Source organism: Serratia sp. CY44782 (assembly GCF_052168715.1).
In the GTDB taxonomy this organism is placed as follows: Bacteria; Pseudomonadota; Gammaproteobacteria; order Enterobacterales; family Enterobacteriaceae; genus Serratia; species Serratia nevei.
The window spans coordinates 142006-164401 of sequence record NZ_JBJNME010000007.1; the positions used below are offsets into that span (position 1 = coordinate 142006).

The 22396-nt window shown below is 57.6% G+C and carries 26 protein-coding genes; 16 read left to right on the forward strand and 10 right to left on the reverse strand.

The window, feature by feature from the left end:
* Positions 1-9: 9 nt before the first annotated feature.
* The 3 genes from ACJ8HT_RS14875 to ACJ8HT_RS14885 form a co-directional block, all read right to left on the reverse strand.
* Positions 10-2550, reverse strand: a complete 2541-nt coding sequence (locus tag ACJ8HT_RS14875) for an outer membrane usher protein (protein WP_197653046.1) — start codon at positions 2548-2550, stop codon at positions 10-12.
* A gap of 37 nt (positions 2551-2587) precedes the next feature.
* Positions 2588-3133, reverse strand: coding sequence for a fimbrial protein (locus ACJ8HT_RS14880; protein WP_195873717.1), 546 nt, complete (start codon positions 3131-3133; stop codon positions 2588-2590).
* Between the two features lie 82 nt (positions 3134-3215).
* On the reverse strand, positions 3216-3773 hold the full coding sequence (locus tag ACJ8HT_RS14885) for a fimbrial protein (RefSeq protein ID WP_195873716.1): 558 nt from the start codon (positions 3771-3773) through the stop codon (positions 3216-3218).
* Positions 3774-4234: 461 nt separating this feature from the next.
* On the opposite strand from ACJ8HT_RS14885, the gene ACJ8HT_RS14890 reads away from it, so the two are divergent.
* Positions 4235-5011 (forward strand): winged helix-turn-helix domain-containing protein, encoded by a 777-nt coding sequence (locus tag ACJ8HT_RS14890; protein ID WP_195873715.1) that lies wholly within the window; start codon positions 4235-4237, stop codon positions 5009-5011.
* 69 nt (positions 5012-5080) lie between these two features.
* Here the strand turns inward: ACJ8HT_RS14890 and ACJ8HT_RS14895 are convergent, their stop codons facing one another.
* The 3 genes from ACJ8HT_RS14895 to uriH all read right to left on the reverse strand — a co-directional run bounded on the left by ACJ8HT_RS14895 (position 5081) and on the right by uriH (position 7457).
* Positions 5081-5569 carry a hypothetical protein gene (locus tag ACJ8HT_RS14895; protein ID WP_195873714.1) on the reverse strand — a complete coding sequence of 163 codons (489 nt, stop codon included), beginning with the start codon at positions 5567-5569 and terminating at the stop codon, positions 5081-5083.
* Positions 5550-6329: a winged helix-turn-helix domain-containing protein gene (locus ACJ8HT_RS14900; RefSeq protein WP_195873713.1), complete on the reverse strand. Its 780-nt coding sequence runs from the start codon at positions 6327-6329 to the stop codon at positions 5550-5552. The genes ACJ8HT_RS14895 and ACJ8HT_RS14900 overlap by 20 nt, the downstream gene beginning before the upstream one ends.
* A 186-nt stretch (positions 6330-6515) precedes the next feature.
* A complete protein-coding gene (gene uriH / locus ACJ8HT_RS14905) occupies positions 6516-7457 on the reverse strand; it encodes a uridine-preferring nucleoside hydrolase UriH (protein ID WP_197653045.1) in 942 nt (313 codons plus the stop codon).
* Between the two features lie 207 nt (positions 7458-7664).
* Here uriH and ACJ8HT_RS14910 point away from each other — a divergent pair, with 207 nt between their 5' ends.
* Positions 7665-7940, forward strand: coding sequence for a zinc-ribbon domain-containing protein (locus ACJ8HT_RS14910; protein ID WP_197653044.1), 276 nt, complete (start codon positions 7665-7667; stop codon positions 7938-7940).
* Positions 7937-8281, forward strand: a complete 345-nt coding sequence (locus ACJ8HT_RS14915) for a hypothetical protein (protein WP_194572456.1) — start codon at positions 7937-7939, stop codon at positions 8279-8281. Before ACJ8HT_RS14910 ends, ACJ8HT_RS14915 begins: the two co-directional genes overlap by 4 nt.
* Here the strand turns inward: ACJ8HT_RS14915 and aaeR are convergent.
* Positions 8272-9183: an HTH-type transcriptional activator AaeR gene (gene aaeR / locus ACJ8HT_RS14920; RefSeq protein ID WP_194572455.1), complete on the reverse strand. Its 912-nt coding sequence runs from the start codon at positions 9181-9183 to the stop codon at positions 8272-8274. The genes ACJ8HT_RS14915 and aaeR overlap by 10 nt on opposite strands.
* 314 nt (positions 9184-9497) lie before the next feature.
* Here aaeR and aaeX point away from each other — a divergent pair, with 314 nt between their 5' ends.
* The 5 genes from aaeX (at position 9498) to ACJ8HT_RS14945 (ending at position 13663) form a co-directional block, all read left to right on the forward strand.
* Positions 9498-9701, forward strand: coding sequence for a p-hydroxybenzoic acid efflux pump operon protein AaeX (gene aaeX / locus ACJ8HT_RS14925; protein ID WP_004936952.1), 204 nt, complete (start codon positions 9498-9500; stop codon positions 9699-9701).
* Between the two features lie 7 nt (positions 9702-9708).
* Positions 9709-10644, forward strand: coding sequence for a p-hydroxybenzoic acid efflux pump subunit AaeA (gene aaeA, locus ACJ8HT_RS14930; protein WP_123892736.1), 936 nt, complete (start codon positions 9709-9711; stop codon positions 10642-10644).
* Positions 10644-12611, forward strand: coding sequence for a p-hydroxybenzoic acid efflux pump subunit AaeB (aaeB, locus tag ACJ8HT_RS14935; RefSeq protein ID WP_049273719.1), 1968 nt, complete (start codon positions 10644-10646; stop codon positions 12609-12611). Before aaeA ends, aaeB begins: the two co-directional genes overlap by 1 nt.
* Positions 12612-12890: 279 nt before the next feature.
* Positions 12891-13358 (forward strand): ribonuclease, encoded by a 468-nt coding sequence (locus tag ACJ8HT_RS14940; RefSeq protein ID WP_141960343.1) that lies wholly within the window; start codon positions 12891-12893, stop codon positions 13356-13358.
* Positions 13359-13363: 5 nt separating this feature from the next.
* Entirely contained in the window at positions 13364-13663 is a 300-nt protein-coding gene (locus tag ACJ8HT_RS14945) for a barstar family protein (protein ID WP_047730838.1), read from the forward strand.
* 30 nt (positions 13664-13693) lie between these two features.
* Here the strand turns inward: ACJ8HT_RS14945 and yjgA are convergent, their stop codons facing one another.
* Entirely contained in the window at positions 13694-14242 is a 549-nt protein-coding gene (gene yjgA / locus ACJ8HT_RS14950; RefSeq protein ID WP_049198541.1) for a ribosome biogenesis factor YjgA, read from the reverse strand.
* 179 nt (positions 14243-14421) lie between these two features.
* Here yjgA and pmbA point away from each other — a divergent pair, with 179 nt between their 5' ends.
* Positions 14422-15762 (forward strand): metalloprotease PmbA, encoded by a 1341-nt coding sequence (gene pmbA / locus ACJ8HT_RS14955; protein ID WP_194572454.1) that lies wholly within the window; start codon positions 14422-14424, stop codon positions 15760-15762.
* Between the two features lie 138 nt (positions 15763-15900).
* A complete protein-coding gene (cybC, locus tag ACJ8HT_RS14960) occupies positions 15901-16287 on the forward strand; it encodes a cytochrome b562 (protein ID WP_049273716.1) in 387 nt (128 codons plus the stop codon).
* Positions 16288-16291: 4 nt separating this feature from the next.
* Here cybC and ACJ8HT_RS14965 read toward each other — a convergent pair whose 3' ends face one another.
* Positions 16292-17074 carry an AraC family transcriptional regulator gene (locus tag ACJ8HT_RS14965; protein WP_194572453.1) on the reverse strand — a complete coding sequence of 261 codons (783 nt, stop codon included), beginning with the start codon at positions 17072-17074 and terminating at the stop codon, positions 16292-16294.
* Positions 17075-17357: 283 nt separating this feature from the next.
* Here ACJ8HT_RS14965 and ACJ8HT_RS14970 point away from each other — a divergent pair, with 283 nt between their 5' ends.
* From ACJ8HT_RS14970 to ACJ8HT_RS14980, 3 genes are read left to right on the forward strand one after another with little or no spacing between them, the layout of a single operon-like run.
* Positions 17358-18812, forward strand: coding sequence for an FAD/NAD(P)-binding protein (locus tag ACJ8HT_RS14970; RefSeq protein WP_194572452.1), 1455 nt, complete (start codon positions 17358-17360; stop codon positions 18810-18812).
* Positions 18809-19690: a formyltransferase family protein gene (locus tag ACJ8HT_RS14975; protein WP_194572451.1), complete on the forward strand. Its 882-nt coding sequence runs from the start codon at positions 18809-18811 to the stop codon at positions 19688-19690. Before ACJ8HT_RS14970 ends, ACJ8HT_RS14975 begins: the two co-directional genes overlap by 4 nt.
* The gene (locus ACJ8HT_RS14980; RefSeq protein ID WP_197653043.1) at positions 19683-20471 is read left to right on the forward strand and encodes a sulfite exporter TauE/SafE family protein; all 789 of its coding nucleotides are present in this window, start codon (positions 19683-19685) and stop codon (positions 20469-20471) included. The genes ACJ8HT_RS14975 and ACJ8HT_RS14980 overlap by 8 nt, the downstream gene beginning before the upstream one ends.
* Positions 20472-20508: 37 nt before the next feature.
* Here the strand turns inward: ACJ8HT_RS14980 and rnk are convergent, their stop codons facing one another.
* On the reverse strand, positions 20509-20919 hold the full coding sequence (gene rnk / locus ACJ8HT_RS14985) for a nucleoside diphosphate kinase regulator (RefSeq protein WP_004936993.1): 411 nt from the start codon (positions 20917-20919) through the stop codon (positions 20509-20511).
* Positions 20920-21363: 444 nt separating this feature from the next.
* Between rnk and ACJ8HT_RS14990 the strand changes: the two genes are divergently transcribed.
* The 3 genes from ACJ8HT_RS14990 to ACJ8HT_RS15000 are packed head-to-tail and all read left to right on the forward strand — an operon-like array spanning position 21364 to position 22388.
* Positions 21364-21690, forward strand: coding sequence for a glycine dehydrogenase (locus ACJ8HT_RS14990; protein ID WP_369803947.1), 327 nt, complete (start codon positions 21364-21366; stop codon positions 21688-21690).
* A gap of 36 nt (positions 21691-21726) precedes the next feature.
* Positions 21727-22092 (forward strand): glycine-rich SFCGS family protein, encoded by a 366-nt coding sequence (locus tag ACJ8HT_RS14995; protein ID WP_019453148.1) that lies wholly within the window; start codon positions 21727-21729, stop codon positions 22090-22092.
* A complete protein-coding gene (locus tag ACJ8HT_RS15000; RefSeq protein ID WP_004937003.1) occupies positions 22092-22388 on the forward strand; it encodes a DUF4312 family protein in 297 nt (98 codons plus the stop codon). Before ACJ8HT_RS14995 ends, ACJ8HT_RS15000 begins: the two co-directional genes overlap by 1 nt.
* The last annotated feature ends 8 nt before the right edge of the window (positions 22389-22396 follow it).

The following is a 22396-nucleotide window of genomic DNA, read 5'->3' on the forward strand; positions in this document are numbered from 1 at the left end:
AGCTCACTCTTACTGATTCAAATTAGGGTTTATGTTTTCCGGCTGCGTACGGCACGGCAGCAGCAGGCTGTTCAATTCGCCTTCCGGCAGCGTGTTCGGCAGCTTGATGGCGCACTGAGCCGCGCCGTTCCAGTGCACCGTCATGCTTTCACCTGGCTGGATGCCGCTCAGGTAGACGCTGCCGCCGTCGTTGACGATCCCTGTGTCCTGTTTTTTCGCGTTCATCACCGTGGCGCCGAACGGCGGCGTGCTGCCGTCCGCCAGCCTGATGACCGCCATCGCCTTCTCCCCGGCAATCACATCGAACTTGCGGTAGCCGATAGCCCCTTCGGTCAGGGTAGCCTGCACCACGGACTTGGTGGCTTCGGCGTTGTCTCGCAGCTTGTTTACGTCGATACTGGCGCTGTTGCGGTAGTAGCTGCTGACGTCGCTCACCACCGCCTTGCCGAAACGGTTGGTTTCCACGGTGCTGCCATAGCCGCGCACCGGCACGCCGGCCACGCCGTCGGTGTCCAGCAGCAGGCGGGTGCCGCCCGGCATGCCGTTGCGGTGCAGCGCGCCACCTTCCGGAGTGACCGTCATGCCGCCCTGGGCGGTGAAGCCGAGCGATCGATAGCTGCCTTCCTGGTAGCTGGCGTTGGCGCTGACCTGGGCCATATCCCCTTCGTGGGTGTAATAACCGTTCATGTTGACGCCCTGGCGTGCGGTGCCTGCGCTCAGCTGATAGTTGTTGTGCTCGTCAATCCGGTCGTAATAGCCGACCCGGTGACTGTTGTCGCGCCGGTTGGCCGTCGCGTTGTAGCTCAGGGTGGCATTGTTGCCCCACGGCATCGACAGCGACAGCGTGACGCCATCGTCGTTGGTGCCGTAGTACTTGTTGCGGTACCCCATCAACGACACGCTCAGGTTCCTGAAGCGCCCGATATCGAAATAGCGCGACAACGTCAGGCTGTAACGATCGTTCACCGGCCGATCCCAGTAGGTCTGGTGGTCGTAGTTCAGATACATGCTCAGGTCGATATCCCGGAACTGCTGGTTAAAGGTGACGGTGTACATCTCTTTGCTGTTGCCGTTTCGATAGTTTTGTTTGCGCGCATCCAGGTATTCGCTCATGCTCATAAACTCCCGCTCCGAGAAGCGATAGCCGGCGAACGTCACCTGACTGTCGTAGTCGTCGAAGCGTTTGGAATAGCTCAGACGATATGAACCGCCGCTGAGTGTGCCGTCCTGATGCGGCAGGCGCGCCCGCGATTGGGTGGCATCGAACGACAGCGCGCCCAGCGCCATCAGGTCGCGGCCAATCCCCAGCGACAGCGCGTTGTAATCGCCGCCGAACAGGGCGCCACCGTACAGCGACCAGCCGTTGCTCACCCCCCAGGAAAATTCTCCGGTGCCAAACATGGGGCCGTAGCTGCGGTGGCGCCAATCCGTCGGCTGGCCGCCGGCCAGCTTATAGCGCAGCGATCCGGGGCGCGCCAGGTACGGGATGCTGGCGGTGTTTATCTTGAACGCCTGCACGCTGCCGTCTTGCTCTTCCACCCGCACGTCCAGTTCGCCGGATACCGCTTCGCTGATGTCCTGAATGCGGAACGGCCCCGTCGCCACCTGGGTTTCGTAGATCACCCGCCCCTGCTGGCTGATAATGACCCGCGCGTTGCTTTTGGCGATCCCCACCACCTCGGGCGCATAGCCGCGCAGGTTGGGTGGCAACATGTTGTCGTCCGAGACCAGGCTGGCGCCGCTGAAACGGAAACTGTCGAACAGGCCCGAGTTGAGGTAATCCTCCCCCAGCGTCAGCCGCGAACGCAGCGCCGGCAGCGCGCGGTAGGCGTAGTAACGGCTCCAGTCCAGCCGCTGCTCGGTGCCTTGGCCGGAACCGGTTTGGTGTTCAATCCGGCCTTGCCAGTCGGCGCGCAATCGCCAGGCGCCCAGGTTGGCGCCGGCGGTGCCGTTGCCGCTGAGGTTGTAGCTGCGGGTACCGTTATGCTGTTGGCGCTGGGCCTGGCCGTTGAGGTTGTAGTCAAACAACAGCCCGGGGATGCCTTCATCCCAGCGTGAGGGCGGGTCCCAGTTTTCCGCGGTGTACTCCAGGTAAGCCTGCGGGATGCTCAGGTATAGCGCAGACGTCGCTAGATCGCCGCGCGCTTCCATGCCCTTCAGGCTGGAGGGATCCAGGCATTCGCCGTTGTGCCACCAGGTCAATTTGTCCCGCATACCGGGCTTCAGACCCAATTTTTCCACCAGCGCCACGGGCAAACAGGCCTGACTACCCTGTGCATCGTTATCCGGCGGATAAAAGTAGATGCTTTGCTCTGGCAATTCGTTTTTGTTCAGATGCACCGCCATGGTGTAAGCCCCCGGCATGATGTAACCGCTACGGGTAAACTGGCTCAGATCGATGTTTTTCCGATCGTTAACGTCCAACACGTCGGTATTAAACTGAATGCCGTCTTCGGCATAAGCCGGCGATAAAACACCGCCGTATGCCAGAAGGAGGCAGACATTTAATAAACGTATGCGAAACCGCTTCCCTGTGAAAGAAAACACCATAGCCATCAACCCTGTTATTTAATCGTTTTTATCTGTTTCAGTAATAATCCAATTTAAAACGTACGGCGGATGAATAAGCACCGGCATGCAGCGGCTGGTTATTGCTGATTAACCTCAGGCTATAACTCAGTTGCATCTCGTTTAGCGAAAACCCTTCATGCGATAATGGTGCCCCTGGTGTGGCGATATTTCCGCGGTCGTCGATAATTTGTAATGCAATCCCTTTTGCTTCACCCTGAACGCTAAATGACTTACCGTCCGTTTCGCCATCGAAGGTCATTTGAAAACGCTGTGAATTCTGTGATTCAATTTCTGACGCAGTGAGCAGGCAATTAATCAGCTCAATCGAGAACGGATGAGAGATGCCCTGGCCATTACGCACGATTTCCGCCGTCGGAAATATGTCCAGGTCGATAACCTGCTCTCTGCTTCCGGCGGCAATGGCGCAGGCGGCATCCAAAATAGTCCCTTGCATATTGACGTGCCCCTGGAATGGGGTGAAGTCGGCTGCTAACGCGGCGTGATTTAGCGATACAGAAATCAATATGCAGGGGAGTACTGTTTTTCCCGGAAAATAGTTCATGTGAGGCACCCTATTTAAAAACGCTCCCGTCGTTAAAAAGCATGCGGGGTAACCCGCATGCTGAGTTATAGCCAATCGCCGATTACTGGTAAGCCAGGGTAAAGTCGGCGACGGACTGGAAATCACCTGGGGTGATGGTGGCGCCAGAGGCTGTGCTGCCCTGCAGGTAAGCGGAGAAGCTCAGGGTGTTGTTGCCGCTGCCCAGGGTCTGCGCGCTGGAGGCTTTGCCCAGTTCGACCAGGCTGCCGGAACCGTCGGTAATCGCAATGCCGGCGCCTTTCGCAGTACCCGTCATACCCAGCAGTTTGGCGTCGGTAGCAGAAGCTGCGCCGGTGAAGGTAATGGAAACGGTATTGTTTTTACCCGGATCTTGATCGTCAGTGATCAGATCACAGTTTTCCAGTTTGATCTGGAAAGATTTAGGCGAAGACTGGCCGCCATCTTTCAACACGACATTGGACACCTGGCCCAGGTTGACGGTCTGGTCCACGGTTTCCGGGGTAATGGAACAAGGAGCTTCGATAATGGAACCTTTAAAAGTCACGGTGCCGTGACCCTGATCTTTAGGTGCAGCGTTCACCATCATGGAGGTCGCGCCGAAAGCCAATACCGCTGCCATCATAATTTTGTTCAGTTTCATATAAATCCCTTACGTTCCTTAAAAGGATAAGTGTCTTCAGATATTTTCCGATTGGCGATAATAAGTAACTTTCAGCGCTAAGAGGGGATGTTCCTGCTTGTTGCTGATTTTCGCGTTTTCATATTTTCGCCATGGATGTCAGTTTTCTGGCAAAGCCGTTTTCCCGTGCTTTGGCAGTGACTCCAATTTACCCGGGGAAACTCTTTTTCGAAATATTAACAATGGTTTTTATTAAAACTTAGGATTTATATAAAAATAATTAGTTATTTATAGATTTTTATTCTGTTTGTTATTCTTTTACCCGAATGTAAAAGTGAATGGGGTGATTTTTATTAGGTTAAATTAACCTTGCTCTAGCATTTATTGGGATTAATCTGATGTTATAGTGGTTTGATGAATTGAAAAAAAACTTAGAAGGCAGCAATATTGACATCGGACAGGTAGGTTAAATGGACTGAAGTATGAAATTTATAATAAATGAAACCATTGTTTATAATGAGGGGGAGGGCACGCTTGAGCGGGTAAATGATGACGGCAGCAAGGCTTTGCTGCAAAATCCAACCCGCCGTCTGCTGTCCATTTTTGTTCGTAACAATGGGGAGATTGTTCACCGGGAAAAACTGTTGAGTGATGTTTGGGAAGAGTACGGTCTTAAAGCGTCAAACAATAACCTAAATACCTATGCCTCCAGTTTGAGACGTTCGTTTGCCAAATTGGGGGAAGACGATATTTTAATTACCTATCCAAGGCAGGGGTTTAAATTTTCTGCCGACAGCATCAGGGAAGAGAACGCTCCCGTGAATGCTGATGATGAGAGTGCAAGTGATCCTGTACAACGCTTCGGATGGCGTAAAGGTGGGTTTAGAGGTGATAAGAAAGGCATGGGTGTTGTTGTGTGTGCCTTGACGATTTTTATTCTGTTGGCGTTGCTGTTGATGGAAATCTTCCTCTTTATGGGTAGAATGAGCCAACAATCGGCGGCAACGATGAATATTGCTCGAAAAGGTTTTTATAAACGCTGTGAGATTTACATTATCAAGAATGAGAGTGCGGACCTGGGTGAGATAGGCAAAGCGATTTCTCAGGCGGGTTTTGATTGCAGTCAGAGCGCGAATGTCTATTACTATGGCAGAGTCGAAGGACAGAGAATGATGCTGGCCTATTGCCCAGTAGATGTGCTTTCACCCTGTAAAAACTCGGGTGCTGAACTACAACCCAAGAATGGGCGTAGAAATTAATTCATTTTTTCCTGAATATTTTGATAAGGAAGAGGATAAAACGCCTCTCCTTATCAGATCGTCATGACTTTAATTTGTGGTGCAGACGAACATAGGGGAATGATTGTCTGAAAAAGCGTAAGTATTTTCGTCAAGGCGGTCGATCTTGATATGCAGGTATTGCCCTTCTCGTGGAAAGAGCTTATCCAGCTGAGTTTGTGAAAGGGTATCTCTGGCCCTGGTGATGCTTTGTTCCACTGTCATGGGGTAATACGTATCGTTGTAATCATATTGCATAAGCAGCTCTCTGGAGACGGTATACGATTTTTCTCCCTCTTGCATCTTGCCGCTAAACAACATTTTCATTTTCCCTGGGGCGGAGGGGGCGGTGTTCACCAGGATAACCCCATGCGTAGGCCGTTGAGCGACGGTGATGAACGTTTGCAGTATGGTTGCGCAGGCACCTGGCGTATTTCCGCGGCGTATTTGCATAGACAGCAATACGATGGCGATGCAGAGCACAAGTAAGATGGCAACGTAGGCCTTGATCGGAATAGCGTTAAATCGTTTCATTTTCATAATAATTTTCGCAGCGGAAGATCTTGCCGGTGCCAGGTGTCAGCGGACAATAGGCGATAAAACGAGTTTGAACTTTGCCGCCGTTCCCTCTGGTGAGCAGGCCGACGTCGTAATAGTAGAGTTTGGCGGCTATGTGGCAGTCCAGCCCGAACTGTCGGGCTTTGTCCGCCACCTTTTCAATATCCAGCTGATTGCGGGAAACCTTATGATGCGGCGACATGATGTAGACCTGGCAGTGGTCAATCGTGCCAAGTTCCAAAGAGTCATCCGGAGAGATACCGGCGTTATTTTTATAGGTCAGCAACAGAAATGCCAGCCATCCGCTGAGCAAGAGCGTTAGCAGCAACAGCGCAGCCTTGAGTCGAGGATGAGAAGATGGGGCGGCGGCGGCCTGGAAGGGACTTGCTTGCTCATTAATGATCGTTTGATCATCTATCGTATTGATTTCTTTTGCAGTGAATGAGAAACCTTGTCGGGGCAGCGTGACCAGAATATCTTCTTCACCGAGCGCAGCCAGAATTTTGCGTAGTACCGACATCGAGTTATTCAGGTTATTGTCGGAGGCGACCTGCCCGTGTTCTTCCCAAACTTTCGCCAACACGTGTTCTCTGGAAAGTACCTGATTGTTGTTTTTGACGAACAGCGCCAATAGCCGGTTGAGCGTAGCCGTCAGAATAATCGGTTCCGCCGAGTCGTCCAGCGTGTCTATGCTGGAATTATCCTCGTGATACCTGATTCTCTTATTAATGATAAATTTCATGGAGTTAATTTGGCCCTAGAGAAAAAATATTTTTATTATAAGAATATTCCTAACATTGTAATGAGGCGGGGGGGAAATGGGAATATTTTGTGGGCCGCCGGTGAGAGGCGTGTTGTTACACGCGAGGGAAATGTATGGCCGGCCCGGCGATGCCAAACCGGGCGGCTTTATCAATGCTCCTGAACCTCACTCCACCTCGCCAATTCGTTCCAGCGCATCCACCACCAGATCCCAGAATTTATCCTGATCCAACTTGACCGCGACCTGGGTGTGGCAATCCGGCGGCGGCGGCGCGCGAAAGTCCGCGACCGTCATACCCAGCGTCAAGGTGCCGGTCAGTTCGATATCCACCGGCGCTTTGCGCACTGTCATCACGCTCGGATCGATCACGTAAGCCACCGCGCAAGGATCGTGCACCGGCGGGGCGCTGAAACCCTGAGCCTGTTGGTACATACGGCCAAAGAATGCCAGCAGTTCGCCGACGAAGGCGGCCGGCCGGGTGCCGAGAGCGGCGATGCGCTCGCAGACTGCCGGCGTGGCCAGCGCCTGATGGGTAAGATCGAGGCCGACCATGGTCAGCGGCCATTTTTCGTTAAACACGATATGCGCCGCCTCGGGGTCGATTTTGATATTGAACTCCGCTACCGCGCTCCAGTTGCCCACGTGATAGCCACCGCCCATCAGCACCACTTCCTTGACCCGCTCGGCAATGCGCGGCTCTTTGCGCACCGCCATGGCGATATTGGTCAGGCCGCCGGTCGGCATCAGCGTCACGCTGCCGGGCGGGTGGGCCATCACGGTATCGATGATCAGATCCACCGCGTGGCGCGAGTCCAGCTGCAGGTGGGGTTCCGGCAGCACCGGGCCATCGAGGCCGGAATCGCCGTGAATGTCGGGCGCCACTTCGATATTGCGCACCAGCGGGCGCGGGCAGCCGGCGGCGAAGGGCACGCCGGTGATATTGGCGATGCGCGCCACCGCCAGCGCATTGCGTGTCACTTTGTCCAGCGTCTGGTTACCCACCACGGTGGTGACCGCCAGCAGGTCGATCTGCGGATTGCCCCAGGCCAGCAGCAGGGCGATGGCGTCGTCATGCCCCGGGTCACAGTCCAGTATGATTTTTTTCATGGTTATTCCTGATGCAGGGGGAGGTTCCCGCAGCATAACGCAGCGTGGCGGCGTGGGATAATACCGATGGTGCTTTTGTTAACGGCATCAAAGCCTTGCCACTTTTTCGATGTAATGAAACGTAAATCCTCATCGCCGGGCTTTACCCTGGAGTTTACTCCAGGGTTTACAGTGAGCTTCAGCGTCAATGTACAGAGGAGAGGCGGAATGAGCTTACTGAAAAGGTTGTTGGGGCAAGGCGCTATTAACGGCGGTCATCAGCGCGCGGGTCACCGCGGCGGGCATCATGGCAACCGCTATAACCAGCATGGCGAGCCGGGGCCGCAGTGTCCGGAATGCCATGCGGTGAATAAACCGGGCGCACGTTATTGCCATCGCTGCGGTCGGCCGTTTGTCGCGGTGAGCGCCACCTGCGGCCAGTGCGCTGCGCCGCTGCCGCCGGGCAGCCGCTTTTGCCCACAGTGCGGCGGCGGTGTGCCGTGAACCGGGGCGGTTGGACGGTAGCGCTGCTGTTGGGAGCCATGGCGCTATGGACGCTGCTGGCCTGGGGCGTGGCCGGCGTACTGACCTGGCTCCCGGCGTTGGCGGAAGCGGCCGGCGGCGCATCGCTGCCGGTGAACGGTGCGTTGAGTCTGGTACCGCAGGCGGTGCTGGATGCCTGGCTGCCGTGGTTGAAACAGCTGGGCAGCGGGCTGGCGAGCTATTTTCCTCTGCTGCTGAACTGGGCGGGCTACGCTGTCTGGCTGCTGTGGGGCCTCGGCATGTTGGCGCTGATGCTGCTGGGCGCGCTGGCGCACCGCTATTTGAGCGCCGCTCAGCGATAACCCTGATAGACCGCCGCTACGCGTTCGAAATAGTCGGTTAAATAGTTGATGCACACCTGCACCTTCAGCGGCAATTTGTTCTTCTCGGTATAGAGCGCGTAGATCGGTCGCGGAGCCGAATGGTAGCTTTTGAACAGGATCTCGATCTCGCCGCGTTTGATCTCTTCTATCACCCACATCAGCGGGGCGTACGCGATGCCGGCACCGTTTTTCAGCCAACGGATCATGGTGGAGGAGTCGTTGGTCACGAAGCGCCCCTGCGGTGAAATGCGCGTGGTGATGCCCTCCGGCGACATCAGTTCAAATTCACTGTCGGGCCGCACGCTGTACTCCAGCCAGGAGAAGTTGACCATGTCGCTTGGCTTCTGCGGCGTGCCGTATTGGCTCAGGTAGCTTTTGGCGGCGCACACCACCATCGGCATTTGCCCCAGGCGGCGGGAGAACAGGCTGGAGTCCTGCAGCTCGCCGGTACGGATCACCAGATCCAATCCGTCGGTGATCAGATCCGGTGCCGGAATGCCGGTCACCAGGTTGACGGTCAAGCCCGGGTACTCTTTCATCATTTCGGCGGTCATGTTCGCCAGCACGTTTTGCGCCATGGTGGATGAGCTGCCGATACGCAGCGTGCCGGCGGGCGTATTGTTAAACGCGTACAGCTGCTCATGTACCTCACTGACTTCCTGCAGCATGCGCCGGCAGCCCTGATAGTAGATTTTGCCGGCCTCGGTCAGGCCGATGCTGCGCGTGCTGCGGTTCAACAGCTTGACCTGCAGCTCATTTTCCAGTTTCGAGACGGTTTGGCTGATCGATGAAACGCTCATGCCGAGTTGGCGCGCGGCCGCGGTAAACGACCCGAACTCAACCACTTTGGCGAATACCGACATCCGTTTTAATCTTTCCATTATTCACTCTGGCTTAAAAGTGATTTAGATCACAGATTGTTGATGCCTTGATAGTAAGCAGGCTAATATAACGTGGTCGGGTTAATAGACCTTACCAACGTGCGAGAGCGAGCGGCGCCGCAATCCTGCTGCTCCTCCGGCACCCTCGCAATCCCTGTCGTGGATGTCTGCCCCAAAGTTTAACCTTTTTTCGGGTTCGTGACCTGGACAAGCTGTCTGGTCAAGATTTGTGGCGCGCGCACGCTAGAATGTAAAGAGAATGTGAATGGCGAGATGTGTCTTTTCCCGGCGCAGTGAACAATAAGGAAAAAGTGATGAGTTTGCTTCCGGTTATGGTCATCTTCGGACTGTCGTTTCCGCCGGTGTTTTTTGAGCTGCTGGTGTCGCTGGCGCTGTTTTTTCTCCTGCGCCGCCTGTTGCAGCCAACGGGGATTTACGATTTTGTCTGGCATCCGGCGCTGTTTAACACCGCGCTGTATTGCTGCTTGTTTTATCTGATTTCGTGTCTTTTTGTTTGAGGTCGCTGTGAAAAATTTTTCGATAAAAATAACCCGAATCGCGATCACTTTGATTCTTGTGTTGCTGGGCATCGCCGCCGTATTCAAGGCTTGGGTGTTCTACACCGAGTCGCCGTGGACGCGTGACGCCAAATTCACCGCCGACGTGGTGGCGATCGCGCCGGACGTCAGCGGCCTGCTGACCGAAGTGCCGGTGGTGGACAACCAACTGGTGAAGAAAGGCCAGGTGCTGTTCGTGGTCGACAGGCCGCGCTATGAGCAGGCGCTGGCGGAAGCCAGTGCAGATGTCGCCTACTATCAAACGCTGGCGGCGGAAAAACGGCGCGAGGCCGGCCGCCGCGTGAAGTTGGGCGTGCAGGCGATGTCGCAGGAGGAAATCGACCAGTCGAACAACTCGCTGCAGACCGTGCAACACCAGCTGGCGAAGGCCGTGGCTGCGCGCGAACTGGCGCAGCTGGATCTGGAGCGCACCACGGTGCGCGCCCCGTCCGATGGCTGGATCACCAACCTCAACGTACATGCCGGCGAGTACATCACCCGTGGGTCGGTGGCGGTAGCGCTGGTGAAGAAAGACTCCTTCTACATCCTGGCGTATCTGGAAGAAACCAAGCTGAACGGCCTGAATAAGGGCGACCGCGCGGAGATTACCCCGCTCGGCAGCAACCGCATCATGCACGGCACCGTCGACAGCGTGGCGGCGGCGGTGAACAACAGCAGCAGCACGGTCAACAGCAAAGGGCTGGCCTCGATCGACAGCAACCTGGAGTGGGTGCGTCTGGCGCAGCGCGTGCCGGTGAAGATCCTGCTGGACGCCAAGGACCAACAGCATCCGTACCCGGCCGGCACCACCGCCACCGTGGTGATCGTCGGCAAGAACGATCGCAATGCCGACAGCGGCTCGCCCTTTGTGCGCCTGATGCACCGGCTGCGTGAGTTCGGCTAATGAACAGCCCAACCTTTATCCGGCTGAGATTTGCCTTCAAACTCAGCTTCGCGATTGTGTTTGCGCTGTTCGTCGGTTTCCATCTCAACCTGGAAACCCCGCGCTGGTCGGCGATGACCGCCGCCATCGTCGCCGCCGGCCCGGCCTTTGCCGCCGGCGGTGAACCCTTCTCCGGCGCCATCCGCCACCGCGGCTGGCTGCGCATCATCGGCACCTTTATCGGCTGCTTTGTCGGCCTGATCATTATCATCACCACCGCCCGCGCGCCGGTGGTGATGCTGCTGCTGTGCTGCATCTGGGCCGGCTTCTGCACCTGGCTCTCTTCGCTGATCAAGGTCGAGAACTCCTACGCCTGGGGCCTGGCCGGCTATACCGCGCTGATCATCATCGTGACGGTCGCCACCAGCGAGGCCCATCTGCTGGAAGCGCCGCAGTTCGCCATCGAGCGTTGCAGCGAGATCGTGCTGGGCATCGTCAGCGCCGTATTGGCGGATCTGCTGTTCTCGCCGCGTTCGATCAAGCAGGACATCGATCGGGCGGTGGATCAGCTGTTGGTGGATCAATATCGCCTGATGCAGATGTGCATCAGCAACGCCGACAAAGAAGACATCGACCGTGCCTGGAGCAATCTGGTGAAGAGCACCACAGCGCTGGATGGCATGCGCAACAACCTGATGATGGAGTCCTCGCGCTGGCAGAAGGTCAACCGTCGGGTGAAGGCGCTGCATACCCTGTCGCTGACGCTGATCACCCAGGCTTGCGAAACCTATCTGATCCTGCTGAATCACCCGGACGCGCTGCAAGCGAGCCTGCGGGAGCAACTGATGGTGCCGGCGGAAACCCCGCAGGAGATCCACAAGCGCATGAAGCTGTTGCGCCAGGTGCTGACCACGCATCGCTCCGATGAAACGCTGCCGACTCTCACCGGCTGGGTCGGCGCGGCGACGCGCTACCTGTTGCTGTCGAAGGGCGTACACACCAACGGCAGCATCAGCGCGGTGGAAGAAGGCGTGTTGAGCAATGAAACCGTGGTCAAGCCGACCTCGGCGGAAGGGCACCACGCGATGATCAACGGCCTGCGCACCTTTGTGGCGACGGCGTTCGGCAGCCTGCTGTGGCTGTGGACCGGCTGGACGTCCGGCAGCGGTTTTATGGTGATCATTGCGGTGATCACCTCGCTGGCAATGCGCACCCCGGCGCCGCGCATGGTGGCGATGGATTTTGTGCTGGGCATGCTGGCGGCGATCCCGGTCGGTTCCCTGTTCTTCATGGTGATCCTGCCGGCGACGCAGCAGAGCATTTTGCTGCTGTGTCTCAGCCTCGGCCTGCTGGCGTTTTTCATCGGCATTGAGGTGCAAAAGCGGCGGCTCGGTTCGCTGGGGCTGCTGGCAGGGACGATCAACATTCTGGTGCTGAGCAACCCGATGGAGTTCAACGTCACCCAGTTTCTCGATGGGGCGCTCGGCCAGTTCCTCGGCAGCTGCGTCGGGTTGATGGTGCTGCTGCTGATCCGCGACAATTCGCGCGAGCGTACCGGCCGCACGTTGCTCAACCAGTTCGTCAGCAGCGCGGTGTCGGCGCTGACCACCAAGGCGGCGCGCCGTCGGCAGAACCACCTGCCAGCGCTGTATCAACAGCTCAACCAGCTGCTGATGATGTTCCCGAATGATATCGCCAAGTATCGTCTGGCGCTGAACCTGATCATCGCCCACCAGCGTATGCAGCGGGCGGAAATCCCGGTCAGCGAAGAGCTGTCGGCCTTCCATCGCCAGATCCGCAGCACCGCCGATCGGGTGGTCTCGGCCAAGAACGACGTCAAGCGCGCCTATTACTACGATCGCTTGCTGGGTGAAATGAACGAGTACCAGCAAAAATTGGTGGACAATCAGGCGCCGCTCAGCGTCACCGGGCCGGTGAAACGCCTGGCCGACATGCTGCATCGCTATCGCCACGCCTTGATCGATTGATGCGTTCCCTCCTGTTGCGCCGCGTTGTGCGGCGCCTTCCCTGACTATACTGAAAGCAGCGCCTGGTTCGGCGGCCGTCTCATAAGAGGCGGCCCGTTTTCAGAGAGACTCCGAGTGCCAGAACGGCTGGAAAGTGGCATCATTGTCATGAATGGATGAAACCTTAACCGCCGCGAAAACGTTACTTGCCGGTCATCTTAGTTTCATCCAGGTCGACTATATACCTAACTAGCCTGGGGGAGCTGCGGCGCCTTCGGCGGCATAATTTCAGGGAATGTCATGAACAAGCGGATTCTGGTGGCGATTGTCATCGCCGTGGTCATCGCCGTCTTCAGCGCGCTGCGCGGCAACGAGCACCGTGCGATCGGCGGCAACCCGGCGGTGGTCCAGGCCCCGGCGGGGCAGCAGCAGAGCATCGATCGGCTCACGCAGCAGCAAACGGTGGTGAGTTACCTGCAGCAGCATCAGCGGCTGCCGGATTATTACGTCACCAAGAAGCAGGCACGCGAGCAGGGCTGGGATCCGCGTTCAGGCAACCTCTGTGCGGTATTGCCGGGCAAGGCGATTGGCGGCGATCGATTCTCTAACCGTGAAGGGCAATTGCCGACCGCCGGCGGCCGGGTCTGGCGCGAAGCGGACATCAATTACCAGTGTGGCCGGCGCGGCGCCGATCGCCTGCTGTATTCGAGCGACGGTCTGATCTTCGTCACGCGCGACCATTACAAAAACTTCATTCGTGTGGAGTGAGTTTGATGGCAAAAGTAGAGTTTGATTTTGAACAGATCCAGGATGTGCCGGCCTTCTACCGCGATTTCGCGCGCAAGTTTGCGCTGGACGAGGGGTTCGGCGCCAACCTCGACGCGCTGTGGGACGTGGTGACCGGCGATATTGGCCTGCCGGTGGAAATCGAATTCACCCACCTGAATGCCCGCAGCAAACGTCGTTTCGGCGCGATCATTCTGCTGTTTGAAGAGGCGGAAGAAGAGCTGGAAGGCAGCCTGCGCTTCAATATCCGCGAAAGCAGCGGCGAGCCGGCCCATCACCGGGGATGAAACGGCTCCATCCCGGGATGGCGGCGGCGCTTAGTCAGCCGCTTCGGCCAGCTCGCGCAGGTATTGGAAGATCTGGCGGTAAGCCTTAGGCGGCTTGTTGGCGGCCTTCTCTTTCTGCGCGTTGCGCACCAGTGAACGCAGCTGTTGGCGATCGGCGGCAGGGTACAGCTCCAGGATTGATGGAATGACGTCATCGCCTTCTTCCACCAGGCGGTCGCGCAGCGCTTCCAGTTTATGGAACAGCGAAACCTGCTGGTTGTGGCGGTTTTTCAGCTTGTCGAGCGCGGTCTGGATCGGCTCGATATCGCGGGCGCGCAGCATTTTTCCGATCAGCTGCAGCTGACGGCGACGGCCCTCTTTTTTGATCTTCTGCGCCAGCTCGATAGCGGCACGCAGATCTTCGTCCAACGGAATGCGGTCCAGCGCGTTTTTGCCCAGATCGACCATTTCGGCCCCCAGGTCTTTCAGCGCTTCGGCATCACGTTTAATCTCACTTTTACTGACCCAGATAATCTCGTCATCGTCCTCGTTTTCATTCTCCGGGACATCGTCGAGCCAGTCTTCAGGCTGTTTGTTCATGGTAGGCTCCGTTAAAAAGAGGCTAATCCTAACAGGTTGCCGGCTTTATGCGAAATTCAACGCGGTTCCTGTTAGACTCAACGGCAGAGATCTCAGGATTTTTGCGCGCCGCCCCGCGTGCACAACTACGCCGCTCCGGCACTTTTCTCAACGATTTTCTGATTAATTATGGCAGATTGATGAAAGTAGTCACTCAAGTTGCAGAACAGCGCAAGGCGCTGGAACAGGCCGTTTCTCAGGCGCTGGAGCTGGCACGCGCCGGTTCCGACGCGGCGGAAGTCGCGGTCACCAAATCGACCGGCATCAGCGTCAGCACCCGCTTCGGCGAGGTGGAAAACGTCGAGTTCAACAGCGACGGCGCGCTGGGCATCACCGTGTATCACCGTCAGCGCAAAGGCAGCGCCTCTTCCACCGATCTCAGCCCGGACGCCATCGCCCGCACCGTGCAGGCGGCGTTGGATATCGCGCGCTACACCTCTGAAGATCCCTGCGCCGGCCCGGCGGAGAAAGATCTGCTGGCGTTCGAGGCGCCGGATCTCGATCTGTTCCACCCGATCGAACTGGACGCCGAGCGCGGCATCGAGCTGGCGGCGCGCGCCGAGCAGGCTTCGCTGTCGGCGGACAAGCGCATCACCAACACCGAAGGCGGCAGCTTCAACAGCCACTACGGCATCAAGGTGTTCGGCAACAGCCACGGCATGCTGCAAAGCTACTGTTCCAGCCGCCACTCGCTGTCCAGCTGCGTCATTGCGGAGCAGGACGGCGATATGGAGCGAGATTACGCTTACACCATCGGCCGTGCGATGGGCGATCTGCAAAGCCCCGAGTGGGTGGGGCAGGAGTGTGCCCGCCGCACGCTGGCGCGTCTCGCGCCGCGCAAACTGTCGACCATGAAGGCGCCGGTGCTGTTCGCCTCCGAGGTGGCCACCGGGCTGTTCGGCCATCTGGTAGGCGCCATCAGCGGCAGCAGCGTTTACCGCAAGTCGACCTTCCTGTTGGACTCGCTCGGCCAGCAGATCCTGCCGGAGTGGCTGACCGTCGAGGAGCATCCGCACCTGCTGAAAGGGCTGGCGTCGACGCCGTTCGACAGCGAGGGCGTGCGCACCCAGCGGCGCGATATCGTCAAGGACGGCGTGCTGCAGACCTGGCTGATGACCAGCTACTCGGCGCGCAAGCTGGGCCTGCACAGCACCGGCCATGCCGGCGGCATCCATAACTGGCGCATTGCCGGGCAGGGCGCGGACTTCGCCGGCATGTTGAAACAGCTTGGCACCGGCCTGGTGGTGACCGAGCTGATGGGCCAGGGCGTCAGCGGCGTTACCGGCGATTACTCGCGCGGTGCCGCCGGTTTCTGGGTCGAAAACGGCGAGATCCAATATCCGGTCAGCGAGATCACCATCGCCGGCAACCTGAAAGACATGCTGCGCAATATCGTCAGCGTCGGCAGCGATATCGAAACCCGCAGCAATATCCAGTGTGGTTCGGTGCTGTTGCCGGAAATGAAGATCGCCGGTCAATGATCCTCTGCGCGGCCGGTGCCTACCGGTCGCACGTTATCCCGTCTCAACCTTGCTTACAAATCTCCGGTTTCGGTTTTGCCCGGCCTTGCCTATGGTAACGGTGGGTTAATTAAAACAATAACTGGAAGGTGAGCAAACATGCAGAATACCCTGAAAGCGCTGGCGGCGTTGACGCTGCTGGCGGCCAGTTCGCTGGCGGCCGCCGCCGATCTGGGCGACGATATGGATACCCTGGCGGAAAACTACAAAACGGTGCTGAATACCGATTCCGCCGCTACCCTCAAACAGAGCCTGCAAAACATGCGCACCGCCGCGCAGGACGCCAAACAGGGCACCCCGCCGAAGCTGGAGGACAAAGCCGCCGACAGCCCGGAAATGAAAGATTTCCGCCACGGGCTGGATACCCTGATCGGCCAGATCGATCAGGCGCTGGCGCTGGCCAATCAGGGCAAAGTCGCCGAAGCGAAGCAGTTGGCGCAGGGATTTAAACAGACCCGCGACGCCAACCACAAGAAATTCCGCTAACCCGTCAACCGTCGCGCCCGTCTTCCGTCAGATAGGAGGAGGGCGCTTGCCCCAGCACGCGGCGAAACATGGTTGAAAACGCCGCGCTGCTGTCATATCCCATTTCCATCGCCACCTGCGTTACGCTGCGCCCTTCGGCCAGCAGCGCCAGTGCCAGCACCACGCAGGCGCGTTGGCGCCATTGCGAAAACGGCAGGCCGGTCTGCGCGCGAAAGAAGCGGCTGAAGGTGCGAATGCTCATGTACAGACGAGGCGCCCACCGCTGCGCGGAGTCATGGGCATCGGGGTGCTGCAAAAAGGCGCGGCACAGCTCGCCCAGCCGAGGATCGGCGGGCAGCGGAATGTGCAAGGGTAAAGGTTGCAGCCGGGCCAGCTCATGCAGCAGCAGCGTTGCCAGCGCTCCGTCGCGCCCGTCTTGCTCATACTCCAGCGGCATATCCACCGCCGCCATCAACAGCTGGCGCATCAGCGGGGTGACGCTGACCACCTGGCAGACCTGCGGCCGTTCGGCGGGCAACGCGCCGGGTTCGAGGTACAGGCTGCGGGTGGTGACGCCGACCATCCTTACCGCGTGCGGCATCTGCGGCGGCAGCCACACCGCATGCTGCGGCGGGACGACCCAATTGCCTTGCTGGGTGAATACGTGCATGACGCCGGTGGCGCCGTACAGCAACTGCGCGCGCCGGTGGTTGTGCATCGGCAACAGATGCCCCGGCGGGTAGTCGGTGCCGATGGCGATCACCGCGCGCGTTACGTGGTCGATGTCATCAATGCGGACATTGCGCATGTGTCCTCTTTAGCGGGCAGATTGGCCGAAACGCAATGATAGTTGGCCCTTCATATAAAGCAAGCCAACGGTCGTCGCCCTACTATCGGGGCAGAAAAATAACGCTTGTTCGGGGCGCCGCTATTTTATCGGCCAGGCAACCCATGCAAGTTTTCACACCGGGGTGGGACGAACGTTCTCGTTCTCGCAATACAAGAAGTTAATAAGGAATAAAGCGTCATTTTATTCCAACACCTGAAGCAATAGTTCTTAGTGCAGTTCAATGACTATAAGGTGATATTTCATGTATAAGTTCGGTGTGATTGGCGGCGGAGCCGCCGGGATCTCTTTTGCGTATAACTTTATAAAAAATAAGTCGGTTAATCATTGCAAAAGACCGCTTTCCCTGAAGGTTTTCGACAAGCAGGGCTTCAAAGGCGGTATGGCATACAGCAGCGATTTTGACAGCCATATATTAAACATGACGCCGGAAAACATGTCGGCGGATATTTTCGACGATGCTCACTTTGTTGATTGGATTGCCATGCATTTCCCGCAGTTTTGCCAGGATCGTTATCCGCCGCGCTGGCTGTATCGGGAATATCTCGATTTTATTCGCGACATGACGATTTATATGGCGGCGGACAGTAATGTGACGCTGAATTTCGTGACCGCCGAAGTGAATGCCATCGCGCCGCACGAAGCCGGCTATCGGCTGACCACCGCCTGCGGCGGCGCCGAGCAGATGAACGCGCTGGTGCTGTGCTCAGGGCACAACCCGCCGGAATGTCTCTATCCGGTGGAGGGGGTGATCGCTTATCAGGCCCACCAGGATCTGCCGCCGATCAACCCTTATTCGACCATCGGCGTGATCGGCTGCAGCCTGACGGCGATTGACGCCATCGTAGAGCTGATGGAGCGCCTGGGGGCGACCGACATCTGCGCTTTATCGCGCTCGGGCCTGTTCCCCAGCGTGCAGCCGGCGCTGATGCGTCCGCCGCCGGAGGCGTTTGTGGAGGGGGTGCGGCGCTTTGTCGCCGGCAGCGATTTCATTGACGCGCATCAGCTGGTGCATGCGATCAATGCCGCGCTGGCGCGCCACTATCCGGGGCCGGAGCGGTTGACGGTGCTCTCGGCGCTGGGGGAAAGGCGCGATTGTTACCGCGATCTGGCGGACAGCCTCGATCGCGCGCGTTTTGCCCGGGAGCATATTTGCAGCTATCTGGCGGCGATCCACCCGGCGGTGTGCGCCGCCTGGGTCAAGATGGATGCCAACAACCGGCAGGTCTTCATGCGTTTTTACAACTCCTCCTGGATGCGCAATCGGCACGCCATGCCGATCAAGAACGCCAACAAGATCGTGGCGGCGCTGGAGAGCCAACGCCTGCGCGCCTGCGGCGGCATGGCGGATATCAGCAAGGGAGCGGACGGGTTTACCCTCCGTTGCCATGAGACGCGGGTGCACGCGCAGTATCTGTTCAACTGCACCACGCCTTCCTATCAACTGCCGCCTAACCGCCTGAGCCATCAGCTGCTGCAAGACGGGCTGGTGCAAGAGAACCTGTTCGGCGGCGTGAAGTGCAATCCGCACACGCTGAAAATCGCCGACCGGCGCGGCCGCGAGCAGCATCTCTACTCGCTCGGCGCGCCCGCCAAGGGCGATCTGTTTTACACCTCGGCGATGGAGTCCATCACGCGGGATATCAGCAAGATCGTGTTTAACAACCCTATTTTCAACGCAAAGAAGGCTGAAGTATGAAAAACGTAGCGCTCTTTGTCGGCAACGACATTTTCTCCTGGCTGGTGTGTCAGGATCTGATCGCCGCTCTGAAGGACGAGTGTGCCTTTACGGTATATTTCCCCCTGGCGAAAAGCGCCGGGCGCACACAGGAGCCGGCGGTTCGCCGCCTGGGGCTGTATGAGCGCGAAGTGCTGAACGATTTCGTGTTCCCGTTCGTGGGCCGCAACGCCGCCGCCTGCGAGGGCGCCTATCAGCCGCCGGCGCTGTTCCTGGCCGGCGCCGGGGTTAAAGCGCATCGCGTTCTCGACATCAATGACGCCGCGTTTATCAGCAGCCTGGAGCATATGGATGGGGTGATCTCCCTGCGCTGTTATCAGAAATTCTCCGCCGATTATGTGCGCGCCTTCAGCCGACGCGGCAAGCTGCTCTGGAACCTGCATCCGGGGGATTTACCGCGCTATCGCGGGGTGATGACACTGTTCCGCGCGATGATGAACGGTGACAGGGACTGTGCGGTAACGCTGCATGAAATGGATGAGCACTGGGACGCCGGCCCGGTGATCGCCCGCCTGCCCGCCGAGTTGCGTCACGATCTGTCGTTCCTGGAAAATATGATGCTGTTGGGCGTGCAGAGCGGCACTTTCCTGGCGCGTCAGCTGATGCGGACGGAGCATAGCGAAGCGATAGCGGCGGAAAAGCAGGGCGATTCGCGCTATTGGGGCTTCCCGGACGCGCAGACGCTGGCACGGGCGGAACAGGCGGGCATTGAGCTGGTGGATCATGACGCCGTGCGCGAGCAGTATCTGGGGCTGTTCGTCGGCGATCGCTTCCACCCGCTGGCGGGGCAGTTCTGCGCCGGGTTCGACGACTTCGTGCGGGCGCACGGCCATGATTGAAACCTTGATTGTACTGTGTGCCGGTTTTCTGACCGGCATCACCACCATTCTGTTCGGCTTCGGCGGCGGCTTTGTGGTGGTGCCTTTCGTCTACCACTTGATCTCCGCCTCGGGCGAGCAGCCCGGCCAGGCGATGCATATCGCGGTGGCGACCTCGACGTCGGTGATGATCCTCAACGCGAGTTACGCCACGCTGACCAACTGGCGCAGCGGCAACCTGCTGCGTGAAACCATCGTGCCGCTGATCTTTTTCATCGGCATCGGCGCGGCGCTGGGCGCGTTCGCCTCTTCGCTGCTGGCGGACGGCGTGATCCGCGGGCTGTTTGTGGTCTATATGGCAGTGACCATCGCCGACTGCCTGTTCCGCCGGGGTTTTTTGATCAAACCGGCGCGCGCCGAACTGTCCCCCGTTACGCTGTGGGGCGGTGGGCCGCTGATCGGCGGCATCGCCACCCTGCTGGGGGTGGGCGGCAGCGTGATGACCGTGCCGCTGCTGCGCCGCCATGGTTACGACATGAAGTATTGCGTCAGCGCCGCTAATCCGCTGTCGATCCCGGTGGCGGTGATCGGGGCGATGATGTATATCGTGTTGGGGTGGCACGAGATGAGCGGGCCGCAGTATCTGGGCTACGTCAATCTGAACATTCTGGGGTTGCTGGTGGTCGCGGGGATTGCGGGGATCGTGTTTGCTAGGCGCTGTTTGCCTAAGGTGAGCGATGCGCTGCATGCCAAAATCTACGTGCTGCTGCTGATCGCCGTGCTGATCGCTATTTGCCTCTGAAACAGAAAGGGCGGCCGGATGCCGCCCTGAGAACCGCTTAACGGTGGTATTCGCCCGCCGCTTCCGGCTGGTACAGCAATTCCAGCACTTCAATCCGCGCTTCTTCACCGTTCGGCAATTGCCAGGAGATCTGCTTGCCGACGTGCATGCCGAGCAGCGCTGCGCCGAGCGGCGCCATCACCGACAGCTGATCGTGGCTGTCTTTCAGCGATGCCGGGTAAACCAGCGTGCGCACGTGCTCTTCATCGGTGTGCAGATCGCGAAAACGCACGCGGCTGTTCATGGTCACCACGTTGGCCGGCATTTTCTCCGGCGGCAGGATTTCCGCGCGATCCAACTCGTCGTTCAGCGCGGCGGCGACGTCTGTGTTGGCAAAGGCCGGTTGTTCCAATAGCGCATCCAGGCGTTCCGCATCCAGCTCATTAATAGTAATGATGGGTTTGGTCATTCCACTCTCCAGTCAAATCAAAGGGTGCCAGTCTGTGCACCCATAAATTCGGAAAAACAACACAAAGCAACACCCCCGCGCCAGAGGAGCGGGGGTGTGGGTAATGTCGATTTGTCCTATTGATAGTAGGCGGTTGGGGCGAGAAAAGAAAGAGATCCCGATCACGAAGGCTTTTATCGTCAATCGTGGCAAAAGAAACGGTTAGCCCGGTTATCTATTTGTTATCTCATTGACTTTTTCACCGCCGCGCCGTTTTGCGAAATGGATCCCCGCGCGTCATTCGATTTCCACTTCGAACTGGAAAAAACCGGTCTACACAGAAAATCCTACCGGGGGTAGGGTAAAGACATCACAGAAAGCGGGTTATTCAGGTGATGCGCTTTACGGCTTACTGATTAATGTAGGATCTAGGGGTACTGAAAAGTGAATGATGGATCTGCTTCGATAAAAGAAATTGAACAATCCGATGTCAGCGAAGCCGGAGCGATCGCTGCTCGGGTGTTGGCGGATATTACCGCGATGCTAAATGCTGAAAATATTTATACCAATGCGGTGCAGCAACAGATGCTGGAATCGCATATTCGCGCCATGGTGCTGCGTTCAATAACCGGTGAGCCATTGCCGGAGGTGGATAAATCGTTGTTCGACGAAATCTCTGCAGAATCCATGCAAATGGCGGAACGTGTGGTGAATCAGTTTGGCACATTGCCTATCGAAGAAGCCTATTTGCTGTCAGTGCACTTCGAAGTGGCGAAAGATAATAACGCATAGCGGTTAACGCATCGATTTCAATCAGGAGAATATACCATGGGTCAAATTACCGTAGTGATCGGCGATCGTCTGGGCAAAGGGCAAAAAGTTGGCCAAGGCGTTGAAAGCGCAGGCGGAAAAGCGGTGGTCATCCCCGGCGTCGCGGCGGACATGAAGCTGGGCGACGTCATGAAAGCGGAAAACGCGCAGCTGGGCATCTCTTTTTGCGGCAGCGGCGGCGCCGGCGCGATTACCGCGCAAACCAAACACGGCTACAAGGCTAAATATGGCATGCGTTCGGTGGAAGAGGGCGTGACGGCAATTAACGAAGGCTACAACGTGCTGGGCTTCGGCTTTATGGATAAAGAAGAGCTGGGCCAGAAACTGGTGGAAGCCTACGTCAAAAAACATGGCAATCCATAATGAAAGAGCAATATACCACATCGGTAAAGGTGGAGGGTAAAGGCGACAGCAAAGCGAAAGCTTTTGCTTCCGCCTTGGCTAATGTGCAGGGCGCGGTATTAAAGTCCACCAACAATATTCTGCTGCGTATCGAGCCGCAGGACGTCAGCGTAGTGAAAGCGGAAGAGAAAATAACTAAAGAGAAATTTCTTTTCTTCTTTTTGCCGCGTGAAAGAAAGAGCTATGCCGTTTCTCTGGAAATAACCGTGAACGTAACCATTATCAATACCGAGAAGGTTGTCTTCGTCACGAAATAAAAACGTTA

Excerpts from the sequence above, each read along its gene's own strand:
- ACJ8HT_RS14910 (WP_197653044.1), top strand. The coding sequence starts at position 7,665 with ATGAGCTTACTGAAAAGGTTGTTGGGGCAAGGCGCTATTAACGGCGGT.
- aaeR (WP_194572455.1), bottom strand. The coding sequence starts at position 9,183 with ATGGAAAGATTAAAACGGATGTCGGTATTCGCCAAAGTGGTTGAGTTC.
- ACJ8HT_RS14880 (WP_195873717.1), bottom strand. The coding sequence starts at position 3,133 with ATGAACTATTTTCCGGGAAAAACAGTACTCCCCTGCATATTGATTTCT.
- ACJ8HT_RS14900 (WP_195873713.1), bottom strand. The coding sequence starts at position 6,329 with ATGAAATTTATCATTAATAAGAGAATCAGGTATCACGAGGATAATTCC.
- ACJ8HT_RS15000 (WP_004937003.1), top strand. The coding sequence starts at position 22,092 with ATGAAAGAGCAATATACCACATCGGTAAAGGTGGAGGGTAAAGGCGAC.
- ACJ8HT_RS14970 (WP_194572452.1), top strand. The coding sequence starts at position 17,358 with ATGTATAAGTTCGGTGTGATTGGCGGCGGAGCCGCCGGGATCTCTTTT.
- ACJ8HT_RS14965 (WP_194572453.1), bottom strand. The coding sequence starts at position 17,074 with ATGCGCAATGTCCGCATTGATGACATCGACCACGTAACGCGCGCGGTG.
- ACJ8HT_RS14875 (WP_197653046.1), bottom strand. The coding sequence starts at position 2,550 with ATGGTGTTTTCTTTCACAGGGAAGCGGTTTCGCATACGTTTATTAAAT.
- yjgA (WP_049198541.1), bottom strand. The coding sequence starts at position 14,242 with ATGAACAAACAGCCTGAAGACTGGCTCGACGATGTCCCGGAGAATGAA.
- ACJ8HT_RS14890 (WP_195873715.1), top strand. The coding sequence starts at position 4,235 with ATGAAATTTATAATAAATGAAACCATTGTTTATAATGAGGGGGAGGGC.
- ACJ8HT_RS14995 (WP_019453148.1), top strand. The coding sequence starts at position 21,727 with ATGGGTCAAATTACCGTAGTGATCGGCGATCGTCTGGGCAAAGGGCAA.
- ACJ8HT_RS14940 (WP_141960343.1), top strand. The coding sequence starts at position 12,891 with ATGAACAAGCGGATTCTGGTGGCGATTGTCATCGCCGTGGTCATCGCC.
- ACJ8HT_RS14945 (WP_047730838.1), top strand. The coding sequence starts at position 13,364 with ATGGCAAAAGTAGAGTTTGATTTTGAACAGATCCAGGATGTGCCGGCC.
- ACJ8HT_RS14975 (WP_194572451.1), top strand. The coding sequence starts at position 18,809 with ATGAAAAACGTAGCGCTCTTTGTCGGCAACGACATTTTCTCCTGGCTG.
- pmbA (WP_194572454.1), top strand. The coding sequence starts at position 14,422 with ATGAAAGTAGTCACTCAAGTTGCAGAACAGCGCAAGGCGCTGGAACAG.
- aaeX (WP_004936952.1), top strand. The coding sequence starts at position 9,498 with ATGAGTTTGCTTCCGGTTATGGTCATCTTCGGACTGTCGTTTCCGCCG.
- ACJ8HT_RS14895 (WP_195873714.1), bottom strand. The coding sequence starts at position 5,569 with ATGAAAATGAAACGATTTAACGCTATTCCGATCAAGGCCTACGTTGCC.
- rnk (WP_004936993.1), bottom strand. The coding sequence starts at position 20,919 with ATGACCAAACCCATCATTACTATTAATGAGCTGGATGCGGAACGCCTG.
- ACJ8HT_RS14980 (WP_197653043.1), top strand. The coding sequence starts at position 19,683 with ATGATTGAAACCTTGATTGTACTGTGTGCCGGTTTTCTGACCGGCATC.
- aaeB (WP_049273719.1), top strand. The coding sequence starts at position 10,644 with ATGAACAGCCCAACCTTTATCCGGCTGAGATTTGCCTTCAAACTCAGC.
- cybC (WP_049273716.1), top strand. The coding sequence starts at position 15,901 with ATGCAGAATACCCTGAAAGCGCTGGCGGCGTTGACGCTGCTGGCGGCC.
- uriH (WP_197653045.1), bottom strand. The coding sequence starts at position 7,457 with ATGAAAAAAATCATACTGGACTGTGACCCGGGGCATGACGACGCCATC.
- ACJ8HT_RS14885 (WP_195873716.1), bottom strand. The coding sequence starts at position 3,773 with ATGAAACTGAACAAAATTATGATGGCAGCGGTATTGGCTTTCGGCGCG.